Annotated in this window: 15 protein-coding genes; 4 read left to right on the forward strand and 11 right to left on the reverse strand. The window is 64.8% G+C overall.

The window, feature by feature from the left end; translation table 11 throughout:
- The first annotated feature begins 17 nt into the window (after positions 1-17).
- The gene (locus ACFOWB_RS20475; protein WP_378149036.1) at positions 18-1,667 is read left to right on the forward strand and encodes a carboxylesterase/lipase family protein; all 1,650 of its coding nucleotides are present in this window, start codon (positions 18-20) and stop codon (positions 1,665-1,667) included.
- Between the two features lie 362 nt (positions 1,668-2,029).
- Here the strand turns inward: ACFOWB_RS20475 and ACFOWB_RS20480 are convergent, their stop codons facing one another.
- The 9 genes from ACFOWB_RS20480 to ACFOWB_RS20520 all read right to left on the reverse strand — a co-directional run bounded on the left by ACFOWB_RS20480 (position 2,030) and on the right by ACFOWB_RS20520 (position 8,879).
- Positions 2,030-2,311 carry a copper-binding protein gene (locus tag ACFOWB_RS20480; protein WP_261405421.1) on the reverse strand — a complete coding sequence of 94 codons (282 nt, stop codon included), beginning with the start codon at positions 2,309-2,311 and terminating at the stop codon, positions 2,030-2,032.
- A gap of 21 nt (positions 2,312-2,332) precedes the next feature.
- Entirely contained in the window at positions 2,333-2,806 is a 474-nt protein-coding gene (locus tag ACFOWB_RS20485; protein WP_378149039.1) for a cupredoxin domain-containing protein, read from the reverse strand.
- Between the two features lie 26 nt (positions 2,807-2,832).
- On the reverse strand, positions 2,833-4,236 hold the full coding sequence (locus ACFOWB_RS20490) for a multicopper oxidase family protein (protein ID WP_378149041.1): 1,404 nt from the start codon (positions 4,234-4,236) through the stop codon (positions 2,833-2,835).
- A 14-nt stretch (positions 4,237-4,250) separates the two neighbouring features.
- Positions 4,251-5,687 carry a TolC family protein gene (locus ACFOWB_RS20495; RefSeq protein WP_261405419.1) on the reverse strand — a complete coding sequence of 479 codons (1,437 nt, stop codon included), beginning with the start codon at positions 5,685-5,687 and terminating at the stop codon, positions 4,251-4,253.
- 358 nt (positions 5,688-6,045) lie between these two features.
- Positions 6,046-6,456 carry a hypothetical protein gene (locus ACFOWB_RS20500; RefSeq protein WP_378149043.1) on the reverse strand — a complete coding sequence of 137 codons (411 nt, stop codon included), beginning with the start codon at positions 6,454-6,456 and terminating at the stop codon, positions 6,046-6,048.
- Positions 6,453-6,728 carry a metal-sensitive transcriptional regulator gene (locus ACFOWB_RS20505; protein WP_378149045.1) on the reverse strand — a complete coding sequence of 92 codons (276 nt, stop codon included), beginning with the start codon at positions 6,726-6,728 and terminating at the stop codon, positions 6,453-6,455. Before ACFOWB_RS20505 ends, ACFOWB_RS20500 begins: the two co-directional genes overlap by 4 nt.
- 95 nt (positions 6,729-6,823) lie before the next feature.
- A complete protein-coding gene (locus ACFOWB_RS20510; RefSeq protein WP_261405418.1) occupies positions 6,824-7,261 on the reverse strand; it encodes a YqaA family protein in 438 nt (145 codons plus the stop codon).
- A 3-nt stretch (positions 7,262-7,264) separates the two neighbouring features.
- Positions 7,265-8,593 (reverse strand): MFS transporter, encoded by a 1,329-nt coding sequence (locus tag ACFOWB_RS20515; RefSeq protein WP_261405417.1) that lies wholly within the window; start codon positions 8,591-8,593, stop codon positions 7,265-7,267.
- Positions 8,594-8,600: 7 nt separating this feature from the next.
- The gene (locus ACFOWB_RS20520; RefSeq protein ID WP_261405416.1) at positions 8,601-8,879 is read right to left on the reverse strand and encodes a metal-sensing transcriptional repressor; all 279 of its coding nucleotides are present in this window, start codon (positions 8,877-8,879) and stop codon (positions 8,601-8,603) included.
- A 93-nt stretch (positions 8,880-8,972) separates the two neighbouring features.
- On the opposite strand from ACFOWB_RS20520, the gene ACFOWB_RS20525 reads away from it, so the two are divergent.
- From ACFOWB_RS20525 to ACFOWB_RS20535, 3 genes are read left to right on the forward strand one after another with little or no spacing between them, the layout of a single operon-like run.
- Complete coding sequence (locus ACFOWB_RS20525) at positions 8,973-9,368, forward strand: hypothetical protein (RefSeq protein ID WP_261405415.1); 396 nt, start codon at positions 8,973-8,975, stop codon at positions 9,366-9,368.
- Positions 9,369-9,421: 53 nt separating this feature from the next.
- Positions 9,422-10,153, forward strand: coding sequence for a HupE/UreJ family protein (locus tag ACFOWB_RS20530; RefSeq protein ID WP_261405414.1), 732 nt, complete (start codon positions 9,422-9,424; stop codon positions 10,151-10,153).
- Positions 10,154-10,184: 31 nt separating this feature from the next.
- Positions 10,185-10,841 (forward strand): transmembrane anchor protein, encoded by a 657-nt coding sequence (locus ACFOWB_RS20535; protein ID WP_378149049.1) that lies wholly within the window; start codon positions 10,185-10,187, stop codon positions 10,839-10,841.
- A 48-nt stretch (positions 10,842-10,889) separates the two neighbouring features.
- Here the strand turns inward: ACFOWB_RS20535 and ACFOWB_RS20540 are convergent, their stop codons facing one another.
- Both ACFOWB_RS20540 and dsbD read right to left on the reverse strand, forming a co-directional pair.
- On the reverse strand, positions 10,890-12,365 hold the full coding sequence (locus ACFOWB_RS20540; RefSeq protein ID WP_261405413.1) for an ATP-binding protein: 1,476 nt from the start codon (positions 12,363-12,365) through the stop codon (positions 10,890-10,892).
- A gap of 273 nt (positions 12,366-12,638) precedes the next feature.
- Positions 12,639-14,489 (reverse strand): protein-disulfide reductase DsbD, encoded by a 1,851-nt coding sequence (gene dsbD, locus ACFOWB_RS20545; protein ID WP_261405412.1) that lies wholly within the window; start codon positions 14,487-14,489, stop codon positions 12,639-12,641.
- Positions 14,490-14,542 lie beyond the last annotated feature (53 nt).

Genomic DNA, 14,542 nt, shown 5'->3' on the forward strand with positions numbered 1-14,542 from the left:
AAACGGGAGGAGACCCAATGAAAGCGCTTACCAGATGCAGGACGCTGCACAGCCTCGCTGTCGGAGCAACTCTAGCCGCTCTTGCCGTCACAGCCGGGGCGAAGAGCAGCGAGGCGGAGAGCGTCGACGCGAAAGCGCCGTTGGTAGAGACGTCGGATGGTCCTGTTCAGGGCATTCGAAGGCACGGGGTCTATCAATATCTAGGGATCCCCTATGCCGCTCCTCCCGTGGGAGACTTGCGTTGGCGGCCTCCGCAGCCTCCAAAAAAGTGGGCGAAGCCGCTTAACGTCGGGCGGCCAGGGAAAAGTTGTGTGCAGTCCAACACGCTCGGCGTGTTCGCGGAACCGAGTCTAGAGGAAGACTGCCTCTATCTGAACGTCGTCACCGACGATAACCGAAATAGCAATGGAAAGAAAAACAAGCCCGTAATGGTCTGGATCCACGGCGGCGGCTGGTTTGATGGTTCGGCAAACGAGTACAATTCAGAGTGGCTTGTAAAGCGAGGAGACGTTGTATTCGTTTCAATGAATTACAGACTCAACATTTTTGGATTCTTCGATCATCCGGCGTTGGGGGGAAAAAATGCGCCGTCAGGAAACTACGGTTTCATGGATCAACAGTTGGCGCTGCGATGGATCAAGGAAAATATCGTCAACTTCGGCGGCGACCCACACAATGTAACAATATTCGGTGAGTCGGCGGGGGGTGGCAGCGTCATGGCGCAGATCGTGTCCCCGGCAGCTAAAGGATTGTTTCACCGGGCGATCGTAGAAAGCGGCTCGTACGTGATGGTCTCACCGATGCAAACGGTAGATCAAGCGCACGCTTACGCAGAACAGTTTTCTGAGACCGTCGGATGCGGGGGTAAGTCAGCGGAAGAAACGGCGGCCTGTCTGAAAGGCCTTACGCCCAAACAGATCGTAAAGCGCGGCAAGGCTTTCACTGACACGGCGCAGGCGATAATCGACGGAACTACCATTCCAGCATCGATCCCGGAAGTCCTCGGCTCCGGAAAGTTCAACAAGGTGCCTGTGATGAACGGTGCGAACCGCGACGAGTTAAGGTGGTTTGTCTCATTGGAGGAGGCCGCAACGGGTCATGTCCTAACGAAGAAGGAGTACCCGGAGCGGGTCTCAGCGCTATTCGGAAACCGGAACGGACAGCGAATCCTGTCGCGATACGACGTCGACGATTTTGATTCGCCTAGCGAAGCGTTCGGGGCTGTTCAGGGCGATCAACTGATGCTTTGCCCATTACGAACGTTGAATACTGCTCTGGCGGAACACGTCCCTGTCTACAGCTTCGAATTTGCGGATCGCACTGCGCCTGATTCTGGACCCGAGGTGTCCTTTCCACTGGGAGCGGCGCATACGTTCGAGATTCAATACCTTTTTAAGAATTATAATGGAGCGACAGGTCAAGTCACTCCTTTGAACAAGCAACAGTCGCGCCTTTCAGATGCAATGGTCAGTTACTGGACACGCTTCGCCGCCAATGGCGACCCGAACGGACCAGACACCCCGGAATGGGATCGTTACGACAGCAAGGAAGACAATCATCTATCTCTGAATTTACCAATGCCGACAGTGACGAAGACATTTTCGTCAAGGCATCGTTGTAAACTCTGGGATAACCTTTCGGCCGGGCAGATTGCGGGAACGCGTTGACGTTGGGTAAGCCGAATCCGGAGAACGCGCTGCTTTAACAAGCAGTTGTTTTCTCAGACTCGAAGAATTTCCCCGCCCGGCAAAGACCGGGCGGGCCCTATGTTAATATATAGATGCCTTCTCAGTGGTTATAAGATGGAATAGAAAGGTAATTAACTGAAATACGTATAGCCAAAAGGTATGCTTCTGAAGGTTATATAGGTTCGCTTACTCGGATCGGCGCATAGCTTTACAATGGAATTGAGTTCTCCAAGCGCGATCGATGTCCATCTTTTTGGCCGCCTATCGGCGTCACCGCCGCAGGTCAGCTACTTGTCAATGGCACGCGAGCCGGCCACGCCCCGCGGCCACCTCGCTGATCGTCACTTCTTCCGGATCTTGGTCACGGTGATCTGGCCGTTCACGCGTTCGGCCTCGAACGTCACCTTATCGCCGGGCTTGACGCCCTTCAGCATGGCGGGGTCGGCGGCCTTGAAGACCATGGACATCGGCTCGTCCATGTCGAGGCTCTTGATCGGGCCGTGGTCAAGCGTGATCTTGTTCGCGCTTTCGTCGATCTTCTTGACCGTGCCGTCGGCGGCGGAGGCCGATGCGGCGAGGTGGGCGGCGACGAGGGCGCCGAGGACTGATGCTGACTTCTTCATGCGGGTCTCCTGCTTTGGGGGTCACTTGACGGCGACCGTGCCGTCCATGCCGGCCTCGCGATGGCCAGGGATCAGGCAGGCGAAGTTGAACTCGCCCGATTTCGAGAACTTCCAGGTGATCTCGTCGGACTGGCCCGGCGCCACGCGGCGGCCGTTCGGCTCGTCGTGCTCCATGTCCGGGTTTTTCCGCATCGCGACCGCGTGCCTGTCGTTGTCGGCGCGGGTTGCGAGCATGAATTCGTGGTCGAGCTGGCCCTCGTTTCTGAGCACGAAATGGACCTGCTCGCCCTTCTTCGCCGAGACCGAGATCGGATCGAAGAGCATCTCGCCGTCATCGGTCTCCTTCATGACCACCTCCACCGTCCGGGACGGCTTCTTGGGGTCGCCGGGCTCGCCGAAGGCCTTGGCTTCGCCATGGGAATGGCCGGCGTCGGCCCATGCGGCGGAGGACGCGAGCGCCGCGGCGAGGACGGCAAGCATCAGGGACGTCTTCATTGGTTCTTCCTGGTTGAGTTTTGAGGTCAGTGGTTCGCGTGCCCGCTGGAGCCCGCCTTGGGCTTCACGACGTTCATCTCGACGTCTCCGGGCTTGGGGTTGGCGGGAGGGGCGGCGGCCGCGTCGCGCTCCGGCCCCTTCCACTCGAAAGCGACCTGGCCTTCGGGGTGCTTGAACCAGCCAGGGTCCTTGTAGTCGCCTGGGCTGAGGCCCTCGCGGACCTTCACGACCGAGAACATTCCCCCCATCTCGATCGGGCCGAACTGGCCGAAGCCCGTCATCATCGGCAGCGTGTTGTCGGGGAGCGGCATCTCCATCTCGCCCATGTCGGCCATGCCCGCCTGTCCCATCGGCATGTAGCCGGGGACCACCGCCTTGATCTTCTTGGCGACGTCCTTCTTGTTCACGCCGATGAAGTTCGAGACCTCGTGGCCCATGGCGTTCATGGTGTGGTGCGACTTGTGGCAGTGGATCGCCCAGTCGCCGGGGGCGTCGGCGACGAAGTCGAAGGCGCGCATCTGCCCAACCGCGCAGTCGATCGTGACCTCGGGCCAGGCCGCGGCCTCCGGCACCCAGCCACCGTCGGTGCACGAGACCTTGAAGTCGTAGCCGTGCATGTGGATCGGGTGGTTGGTCATGGTGAGGTTGCCGAACCGCACCCGCACCTTGTCGCCCTTGGCCGCGACCAGATGGTTGATCCCGGGGAACACCCGCGTGTTCCAGGTCCAGAGATTGAAGTCGGTCATCTCGGCGACGCGGGGGACGTAGGTTCCCGGATCGATATCGTAGGCCGACATCAGGAAGACGAAGTCGCGGTCGACGCGCCGGAACGCCGGATCCTTCGGGTGCACCACGAAGAAGCCCATCATGCCCATGGCCATCTGGACCATCTCGTCGGCGTGCGGGTGATACATGAAGGTCCCGCTCTTCCTTAAGATGAACTCGTAGACGAACGTCTTCCCCGGCTTGATGTGCGGCTGCGTGAGGCCCCCGACGCCGTCCATGCCGCTTGGGAGCAACTGTCCGTGCCAGTGCACCGTGGTGTGCTCGGGAAGGCGGTTGGTGACGAAGATGCGGACCTTGTCGCCCTCGACCGCCTCGATGGTCGGGCCGGGCGACTGGCCGTTGTAGCCCCAGAGATGCGCGACCATGCCCGGCGCGAGCTCGCGGATCACCGGCTCGGCGACGAGATGGAACTCCTTCCAGTCGCCGTTCATGCGCCAGGGCGCGGTCCAGCCGTTGAGCGTGACAACAGGGTTGTAGTCGGGCCCCGTGGTCGGAACGAACGGCGGCTGCATGGTCGCGTCCTTCGTTGTCGCGGCCTCAGGAATCGCCGCGGCCTGGACGCGGCCCGACACCGCGGTCGCGGCGACGAGCGACGTCGCTCCGGCGGCGGAAGCCGACAGGAAGGATCTGCGCGAGACGGTCATGGGTGCCTCCGGTTTCATTGGGGGGATGCCGCCGACGCTGACGTCGCGGAAGCGAGCTTCGGCTCGGGCGCGGGTTCGGACGCCGTGCCGCCGCCGATCAGGGCGGCCTGGAAGTCGACGTCGGCGAGGAAGAAGTCGCGCTTGGCCCGGATCGCCGCGACGTTCGAGGCAACGTTCTCACGGGCGTTGGTGAGCAGCTCGAAGGCGTCGACCAACATGCCGTTGTACTGGAGCTGCGCTTCTTCGGTGATGACCTTGCGGAGCGGCAGCACGCGGCTCTGGTAGGAACGCGCAATGTCGTGGCGGCCGCGGTAGGTGGCGTAGGCCTCGCGCGCCTCGGAGCGGGCGTTGACGGCCTTCTCGAGCAGGCGGTTGACCGCGCCCATGTAGGTCTCGCGCGCCTTCGCGGAGCGCGCCTTGCCGAAGTCGAAGATCGGGATCTGGACCGCGACCTCGAAACCCTTGGGGTTGGCCTTGTCGCCCTCCGCCGACTTCGCGTGGTTGGCGAGGCCGGTGAGCTCGAGCATCGAGATCGCGCGGGTCTGTTCCGTCAGTCCATAGGACTGAGCGAGCGCGTCGAGCTCGAGCCGGTCGCCGATGATGTCCACCCGGCGCCGGATGGCGGTCGCCTCGACGTCGCCCTGGGTCTTGAGCCGCGGGAACGACGGCAGCCGCGCGGGCAGCCTGTAGTCGAGGTCGCGTCCCCAGAGACCGAGCTGGCGGGTGAGCGCCTCGCGCTCCTTGGCGGCCTCGAGGCGCGCCTCCGCGAGCTCGGTCGCGACCTCGGCGTAGAGCGCGCCGGATCGGGCCTGGTTGAGCTTGGTGGCCGCCCCCGTCTCACCGAGTTTTTTGGTGAGCTCGGCCGCGGCGCCCGCCGAACCCCGCGCCGCCTCGAGGAAGGCGGTGGTCTCTCGCGCCGCGACCGCCTTGTAGAACGCACGGCGCGCCTCGGCTGCGGTCCGGAAGGTCGCAGCGATCGCCTTGTACTGGGCGGCGCGGAACTCGGTCTCCGCAATCTTCGCGCGCCGTGGCAGCGTCAGGAGCTGGAACAGGTCCGCGATCAGGCGGCGCTCGATGTCGAGGTCGCCGGAGCCGGCCACGCGTTCGATCGAGACCGTGGGCGACGGCGGCAGGCTGGCTTCGACGAACTCCGCCTCGGACACGCCGAGCGCATTGTACTCGGCCTGGAGACCGAGGTTGTTGAGCAGCGCGATCTGGACCGCGGCGTCCGCCGTCAGAGGCCTCGCCAGCAGGCGGTCGACGCGCCCCTTCACCGCTCCGGCGTCCGACGCCGTTACGATCTTCGCCGTATCCTTGCCGAGGTCGAGCGATACCCGCGACACGACCGGGGTCATGCCGCCGTCCGCCGAGACCGACGCGCATGCGCCGAGCGAGGCCGACAGCGCGCCGACCGCAACCGCCCTCAGGAGGCGTGAATGGCGCGCCGCCATCACATGCCCTCCGCAGGTTTCGGCGCGACGCCCTTGTTCTGTTCAAGCCAAGGCTTCGGCTGGACCGGGCGGTAGTCCGCCGTGCCCGCCGTGACAGAGCTGTATCGGAGGGTCGGAACCGACGCGGACGGATTGCTTGGGTCGTCGCGCCCCGCGATGGGCGATGGCAATTGCGTTGAGCAACCGCCCAGGAATAGAGCGGCGGCAGCCGAGACGAGCGGCTTCATGGAAAACCCCGGAATCTGAACGAGCAAGCGCGAGGGCGCCGTGGCGCCGGCGAGGCGCGTGGTCGGTCAGATGTCTCGGAGTGCGGCGACGGAGCCCCAGAACTAGGGCGTGCGTCAGGCTCGCGAGGACGTCAGCCGACCAGCGTGGCGGACGGTCTCGGGGGGCGCTTGATGTGGGCGGTCGGCCCGGACAGGGCGGCCTTCGCCGGAACCACGGGCAGGACAGTCACCTTGATTGTCACGGCCTGGAGCGGCTCCATTTCGGTCGAGATGACGGCATGGCAGGTGTTGCTGCAGCAGGTGGACTTGCCCGTGCCGGACTGGCCCATGTGGCCAGTGCAGTCGGCGGAGACGGCTTCCATGCCCTGCTGAGGCGTCGAGGCGACGAAGTCCGGAGACGCGGCGGGAGCGTTCGCCTGCTCTATGGCAGCGGCTGGCGCGCCATGACCTGCGTGGGCCTCGCTCGGCGTGGCCCAGCTTGCGGCCACGAACAGTGCCAGAGCTAGACCCACCACCAACCGAAGCAGCGAAAGGTTGGTCATCCGCGCACCCTCCCTAGGACGTCGACGAGCTCGGCGACCTTCTGGCGCTGCTCGTCCTTGTCGCCTGACTGGATAGCGTTCTCGACGCAGTGGCCGACATGGTCCTTCAGAATCTCCTCCTCGACCCGCTTCAGGGCGGCACGGACGGCGGAAATCTGGGTGACCACGTCAATGCAGTAGCGGTCCTCCTCGAGCATGCGAGCAATTCCGCGAACCTGTCCCTCGATCCGGTTCAGGCGTTTGCCGCAGGAAGTCTTGGTGCAGCACTGCATGCCAAACTTTGTACCCCAAGGGGGTATGCGGCGCAAGATAGCTTCATTCAGGCGGCGGTTCGATTGCGCCGAGAATGACGCGACCGGACCTGGGGTCACGCGACGCCAGAGGTGATCGCTGCTAACGCTACGTATCGGCCGACCTTGGCGATGGTAACGAGAGCAAGGAATGACCAGAACGGCTCGCGGAGCACGCCCGCCACCAGTGTCAGCGGATCGCCGACGATCGGCGTCCAGCTAAAAAGCAGCGACCAGCGGCCCCATCGGCCATACCAACCCTTGGCCCGCTCGAGCGCCGGGTCTGAGACCGGGAACCAGCGCCGCCCCCGGAAGCGCTCCACTTGGCCGCCGAGGATCCAGTTCACGACCGAACCGAGGACATTGCCGACGCTCGCGACGGCGACCAGTGCCCAGACGGGCTGCGCCTCGGCGAGCACGAGACCGACCAGCAGCGCCTCCGACTGCGCGGGTAAGATGGTGGCCGCGGCGAACGCCGAGGCGAACAGCCCGAGATAGGCGACGAGGTCGGCCACGGCTCAGGAGCGCCCCGCGTCGGGCCACTGCGGATGCAGGCGGTCGATGACGATCGGGTGCGCGTGGACGTGGGCCTGCCCGGCGGCGGGAGCTTCGCGGAGATGCGGATGGTCCGGGTCGAGGCCGGGATGGGCGTGCTCGAGCGCGTCGTCCTCGGCTTGGGGCCAGAGAATGAGCGCCGCAACGACGGCGGCCGCAGCGACGCCTGCGAGCGCGAGGTACGCGACGGGCATTCCCGCCCTCGCGCCGACCCAACCCGCGACCGGATAGGTTAGCAGCCAGCAGGCGTGCGAGAGTGCGAACTGCGCGGCGAACACCGCAGGGCGATCTTCGGCATGGGCGGAACGGCGAAGAAGCCGACCGCCCGGCGTCTGCGTCACCGAAGTCCCGACGCCGAGGACGAACCAGAGCGCGAGCAACGCCTCGAAGGATCCGACGACGGGACCAAGTCCGAGGGCGAGCGCAAGGAGCGCCGCGCCGAGCAGCATCACAGGACGGTCGGGCATGCGGTCGAGCAGCCGGGGCAGCGCGAAGGCCGCGGCCATCGAGCCGGCGCCGTAAGCCCCAAGCGCGAGCGCGGTCTGCGGCTGGCCAAGACCTAGCCCCGCCTGGACGATGACGACGGTGTTCACGATGACCATCGCGCTCGCCGCGGCCACCGCGAGCGTGAGCGCCAGAAGTCCGCGGAGCCGAGGCGTCGCGAGATAGATCCGCACGCCGCGCGTCGTCCGGTCGTAGATCCCCCGCCGCTCGGTGGGCTTGGGCGTCAGCAGCGCGACCGAGACCACCAGCGCGGCCGAGGCGAGGAAGCCAACCACGGTGCCCGCGAACAGCGCGTGGAAGCTGATGACGGTCAGCAGCGCCGCCGCCAGCATCGGGCTGACGATGCTCTCCAAGTCGTAGGCGAGCCGCGAGAGCGAAAGCGCGCGGGTGTAGTCGCGCTCCTCCGGCAGCACGTCCGGGATCGTCGCCTGGAAGGTCGGGGTGAAGGCGGCCGACGCCGACTGGAGGACGAAGATCAGGACGTAGACCTCCCAGATCTCCGTCACGAAGGGGAGCGACACCGCGACCGCGGCCCGCACGAGGTCGAGCGCGACCAGCATGGTCCAGCGCGGCAGGCGGTCGGCGAAGGCGGCTGCGATCGGCGCGACCCCGACATAGGCCACCATCTTGATCGCGAGCGCGGTCCCGAGCACCGCGCCCGCTTGCTTGCCCGCCAGCTCGTAGGCGAGCAGCCCGAGCGCGACCGTGGCGAGCCCTGTGCCGATCAGCGCGATCACCTGCGCGAGGAACAGGTGTCGGTAGGTTCGGTTAGACAGGACGCTCAGCACGGCGCGCTCACAGGTATTTGGTGATCGCCCTGAACTCGTCGAGCGAGCGGCGCTGATCGCGTCCCCCGGCGACGACCGCATCCTCGAGGCAGTGGTCGACGTGGTCCTGGATCAGCGTGCGCTTGGCCTGCCCCACGGCCTTCTCGACCGCGTGGAGCTGCTGGGCGACGTCGACGCAGGGCTTCCCCGCCTCGATCATCTCGATGACGCTGCGCAGGTGCCCCTGCGCCCGCTTCAGGCGCGCGACGACTTGCGGGTGGCTCTCGTGAAGGTGGGGTTCGGACATGAGCTACGTCCTATCCCCCTGGAGGGGATATGGCAACGCGTCGCGGGGCGCGGCCTCGACGGGCGGACGGCGACGCAGCTATGGTCCGGCCCGATGACGATCAAGCGCCTCCTCGACCGGACGCTGCGCATCGCGGGCATGCTCGCGATCGCGCTGGCCGTCCTGTCGGCGCCGACCGGGCATTCCGCCTCGCACGACCCGCTGGCGCTCGCCGCCGCCGAGGCCGAGCGGCACGCGGCGCTCGCCGCCGAGATCGCCGAGCATGGCCATGCCCACGACGAGGGCGACGCCGACGAGCGCAGCCCGGGACACACCCACGGACATGACTCCGCCGACCATCTCCACGACAAGGCGGGAACGCCCCCATCCTTCCTCGCGCAGGCTTCGCCCGCGACGCGCTCGGTGACGCTGACTGGCGCCGCCCAGATTGCGCGCGACGCGCACCCGTCCGGCCTGAAGCGTCCACCGAGACCGTCCTTCGCCGCTTGAGCCCCGGCTGCCTCAGCGCAGCCGGCCCCATCGACGAACCACGGATCCTTCACATGCACCGACCTCCAAGCGGGGGGAGGCCCGACGCGCACGCGCCGCGCCGCCTCGCCTTCGCGCGCCTGCTCGCGGTCTCCGCCATCCTGATCGTCCCTGCCTCCGCGCTCGCCCATGCGGTCGCGGAGGGCGACAAGGGTTATATCCAGGAGATCTCCGGCGTGAACCTGATCTCCTTCGCCTATCTCGGCGCCAAGCACATGGTGACGGGCTACGACCACCTGCTGTTCCTGGCCGGGGTGATCTTCTTCCTCTACCGGATGAAGGACATCGGCCTCTACGTCAGCCTGTTCGCGCTCGGCCACTCCACGACGATGCTGCTCGGCGTCTATTTCAACGTCGGGATCAACAGCTATGTGATCGACGCGATCATCGGCCTGTCGGTCGTCTACAAGGCGCTCGACAACATGGGCGCGTTCCAGCGCTGGTTTGGGTTCCAGCCGAACACCAAGGCCGCCACGCTGATCTTCGGGCTGTTCCACGGCTTCGGGCTGTCGACCAAGATCATCGAATACAACATCTCGCCCGACGGCCTCGTGCCGAACCTCCTCGCCTTCAACGTGGGCGTCGAGATCGGCCAACTGCTGGCGCTCGCTGCCATCCTGATCGCCATGGGCTTCTGGCGCCGGACCGACGGCTTCTGGCGACACGCCTACACGGCCAACGTCGTGATGATGACCGCGGGCTTCGTGCTGGTCGGCTACCAGCTCACCGGCCTCGCGGTCTCCTGACCCCAATCCCCAGATCGAAGAGACAGAACCGATGTATAACACCGACATTCCGACCCGCGCCGAACTGCCGACGACCAGGCAGCTCCTGCGCTCCACCGCGATCGCCATCGTCTCGGCGGGCGTGATCCTGACCACCATCGTGCTTCCCGCCGAATACGCGATCGACCCGACCGGGATCGGCAAGGCGATCGGCCTCGCCGAGATGGGTGAGATCAAGACCCAGCTCGCGGCCGAGGCGGAGTCCGACCGGATCAAGGACGAGGCGCGGCCCGCCCCGGCCACGCCCGCGGCTCCGGACCAGCGGTCCAGCCTGCTCGGCTCGATCTTCGCTGAATTGGTGATCGGCACGGCCTCGGCGCAGAAGGCCGCCATGAAGACCGAGGAGACGAAGGTCACGCTCAAGCCCGGCGAGGGCGCCGAGGTGAAGCTCGACATGAAGAAGGGCGCGAAGGCGAACTTCACCTGGACGGTCGAGGGCGGCGTCGTGAACTTCGACATGCACGCCGACGGCGCGGGCCAGCAGTCCACGAGCTACGAGAAGGGCCGCGCCGCACCGAGCCAGGAAGGCGTGCTCGAGGCCGCGTTCGACGGCAAGCACGGCTGGTTCTGGCGCAACCGCGGCAAGGCCGACGTGATCGTGACGCTCAAGGTCAACGGCGACTTCGCCGCGATGAAGCGCGTGATGTGAGCGACGAGGCTGGGCGGACTGAGTTCGCGGCCTTACAGCAGGCGCGTGTTAAGGTCCATTCTTGGACGCTGGCCTTTCGTCCCGTGATAAGCGATCGTCGTGCGTGAGTTCTTTCGCGTCGACCAGTTCTTCGATCGACACCAAGTTAAGCGAACCATCCAACGACGCCTTGCTTTTCAGGCCGTCGCTGAATCCCTTGCGCGAGAACAACAGATAGTGTCGGGCCGCATCCGGCATGTATCCGCACCTGTCGGCCCGCTCAATGAGACGAGCGAGTATGGCGTCGTCGACCTTAGCCGTGGTCCATTTGCATTCGCCGAACATCGAGGCGCCGTCGATCAGCGACCCTGCGACATCGATATCATAGTCGCCGCTCCAGATGCTGCCGACCTCGCGTGCTGGCGCGCCCAATCGATCCTGAGCGTGAAGCAGCATGTGATCACGGCAGATCCGCTCAAAGGCGAGACCCATATATTCGGACAGATGAGGCATGACCGAGCTTGCCATGACCTGGTCGCCGAAACCCCGGTTGACGAGCGACAGGTCAGGCAAAACGAACCGATGCCAGAACCGGAAGAGCGGATCGACAACAGCGTAGCGCCGATTGCGGCTCGCCTCAGCCGAGCCGATTGGCCGGGTGGCGGCGATGATGCCCATTCGAGTGAGCTTCTCGATATAGGGCCCCAGAGCATCTCCATTCTTGATTTCGGTCGACTGGATCCGCCCAACGATCTCGCTCGGCTTCGTTGCCCCGTTCGCTACTGCCCAGATGATGCTGGAATAGCGTTGGGTGTCTTTGAGTTCGGTTTGCAGGAGCAGTTCGGGTTCATCGTGGAGTAGACCTGTCGGGCTAAGCAGCAGATTTTTCATGTTTTCTTGGATCGAAAGATCCGGTCGACATGCTTCCAGATAGTAGGGAACGCCCCCGAATACCGAATGGGCGACGATCTGATCCGCCGGTTTATAGTTGGGGAGGAACTTGGCGGTGTCGCGGAGTGGCATGGGCGGCAGCTCGAACGACAGGGTCTTCCGGCCGTAGAGTGGATTTTTCTCGGCGAGCAGGCTCTGCATCTGGGAAATGAGCGAACCGCACAGCACAAGCTTCAAGCTGCTTCCCTTAGCGGCGCGTGAGTCCCAAAATTTCTGGAAGATGGAGGGAACAGCGGATGCGCTCGAAGTGAGCAGGTAGGGAAACTCATCGATGATGACGACGAGCTTCGGGTGCTCTCGAGCCTTGTTTGCAAGGTAATGCAGCGCACCGAGCCAATCGGAAATCGAACCAAGAATGGGATCGTCTCCGCGGAGCGTTCGAGAAATCTCTTGCTTGAATTCTCGGAGATTTAGAGCTTCGTCGACCTGCGTAGCCTGGAAGTAAATGTAGGGGCCGGTCTTTTCGGAAGCCTGCTGGAGCAGCGTCGATTTCCCGACCCGGCGACGACCATAGACGATGACCAGGCTGGGTCGCTCAGCCTGAAACTCATTGCGAAGGTATTCGAGCTCCAGATCTCGTCCTATGAATCCCACGAACGCCCCTTATCACCGTAATAAGGATTACCGTAATAAGGATTACGCTCGATTGCAACTCGATAATTTGAGCAAGGATCAACGCGCTCCGAGGCGGACGTTGAGCTTGCCGGAATGCACGATAGGGTTGCTGGTGGCGCCGAACTGAGCCGCGCAGCCCCGGCAGGAGAGGATCCTGCGCTTGCCCTTGTGTCGATAGACGGCCAGGCAGCCGCACTTCGGGCAGGCCGGGTCGCTTTACCGTGGTTCGCGTGACCCGCGCGCTCAAGCCGTTCAAGTGTCCGCCGTGCGGGCTATCGCGGTCTTGAACGACCCCAAGTCGATGGCGCCGACCGTGCGCGATCCAGGTTTCTCGTCGCCGTTTCTGTCGAACATCAGCATCGTCGGCGGACCCGCGACATGGTGCCTGCTCATAAGCTTTTGGGACTCGCTCGACATCGCGGTGACGTCTACCTTCACGACTTCGATCCGGGCAAGCTCCGCCTGAAGCTGCGTGTCCCCGGCGATGGCCCGATCGTTGTCCTTGCAGATCACGCACCAGTCCGCGCTGAACGCCACTAGGATTGGCCGTCGCGCGCGACGCGCTTCGTCCAGGACCGTCTCAAGTTCATTCGCGGTGGTCACCACCCTGTGCGTCGAGACAGCCTGCATCGTAACCGGCTGGCCTGTTGCAAAACGCTCGAGGGGCCGCAGCGGATCGGTCGCTCCCGAAGCCGCTCCGGCGATCAGCGCAACGCCATAGACCGACAGAGCGACGCCTGCGGTTTTCGCGATCCGATCCCTCACTGAGTTTTCTCGGTTCAACCGGTCCCATCCGCCGACGAAGACGCCAAGGCCGATGAGGAAGAGCGCCCACAATGCGAGCGCCGCCGTTGGGGGAATGACGCGGGCCACGAGCGAAACGGCGACCCCGAGGAAGACCACGCCGAAGGCGTGCTGGACGGTCGCGAGCCAAGGGCCAGATCGCGGCAGAATCCGCGTGCCGAAAACGCCGACGGCGAGCAGCGGGACGCCCATGCCGAGACCGAGCGCGAATAGTGCCGCGGACCCCCGCGCCGCATCTCCGGTCTGGGCGATATACAGCAGCGCCGCGGCCAGGGGTGGCGTGACGCAAGGGCCGACGACAAGCGCTGAGACGAAACCGAGCGCGGCTGCCCCACCGACGCGTCCGACCCAGGTCGTCGCTGAGCCGCCGGACATTTGTGGACCGAAACGGGCGGGAATGCGGAGTTGGAGCACGCCGAACATCGAAAGGGCCAAGACGACGAACACGAGGCTCATCGCGCCGAGCGCAAGCGGGGTCTGGAGAGCGGCCTGAAGGTTCCGACCAGACCAGGCGGCCGCAACTCCAAGAGCCGCATAAGCGCTCGCCATGGCGAGGACATAAGCGATCGCGCTCGCGAGCCCTGCCGATCGCGAGGACGTTCCGGAATTGCGGGCGAGGATTCCCGCCAGGATCGGAAACATCGGATAGACGCAAGGGGTTAGCGACAACAGCAGCCCCAGCCCGAAGAACGCGGCGAGGACTGCGAACAGGCCGCCATCGAGCGACGGACCGGCGGCCGAAGCCGATGGGATTTCGGGCAGGCTCGCGGCCGCCTCGGATCCGCGATCGGTCAGCTCGGACCAGGATGGCGTCGACGTCAGGGCTTCGGCGCCAGCGTCGGCCTCCGTCACCGGCGCCAGCGTCGCAAGATCGAGGCGCGTCGTCGTCGGCGGATAGCAGACGCCCTTCTCCGCGCAGCCCTGGTGGCCGATCTCGATCACACCCGTGCGGGGAGCGCTGCTTTCGGCCACCCGACCGGAGGCTCGGTCGTGGTATATCTCCGTTTGACCAAAGGTGGGATCGTCCTTGATTTCACCCGGCTTCGTCGCGATTGCGACCGGCGCTCCGCCAACCTTCGCCGTAAGCTTGTCTCGATAGAGATAGACGCCTGGAGCCATTCGCCAGTCGATGCGCACCGCTCCATCCGCATCCCGAACCGCCGACATCGCAATCGGCTTCTCTGCGGCCGAGGCCCCCGTAGCGAAGGCACCGGTCGTCAAGAGCGCCATGGCGACGGCGAGGAGGAGCGTGGCGAAAGCGGGTCTCAGGGAGCGGATGCGGCGGATGGCGGCGGTCACGGGAGCTCCTGGGGAACATATCGATCCCGAAGTCCTCGCGCGTCCCGCTTATG

Origin of the sequence: Chenggangzhangella methanolivorans (genome assembly GCF_042648545.1) — a bacterium.
Taxonomy (GTDB): Bacteria; Pseudomonadota; Alphaproteobacteria; order Rhizobiales; family Methylopilaceae; genus Methylopila; species Methylopila methanolivorans.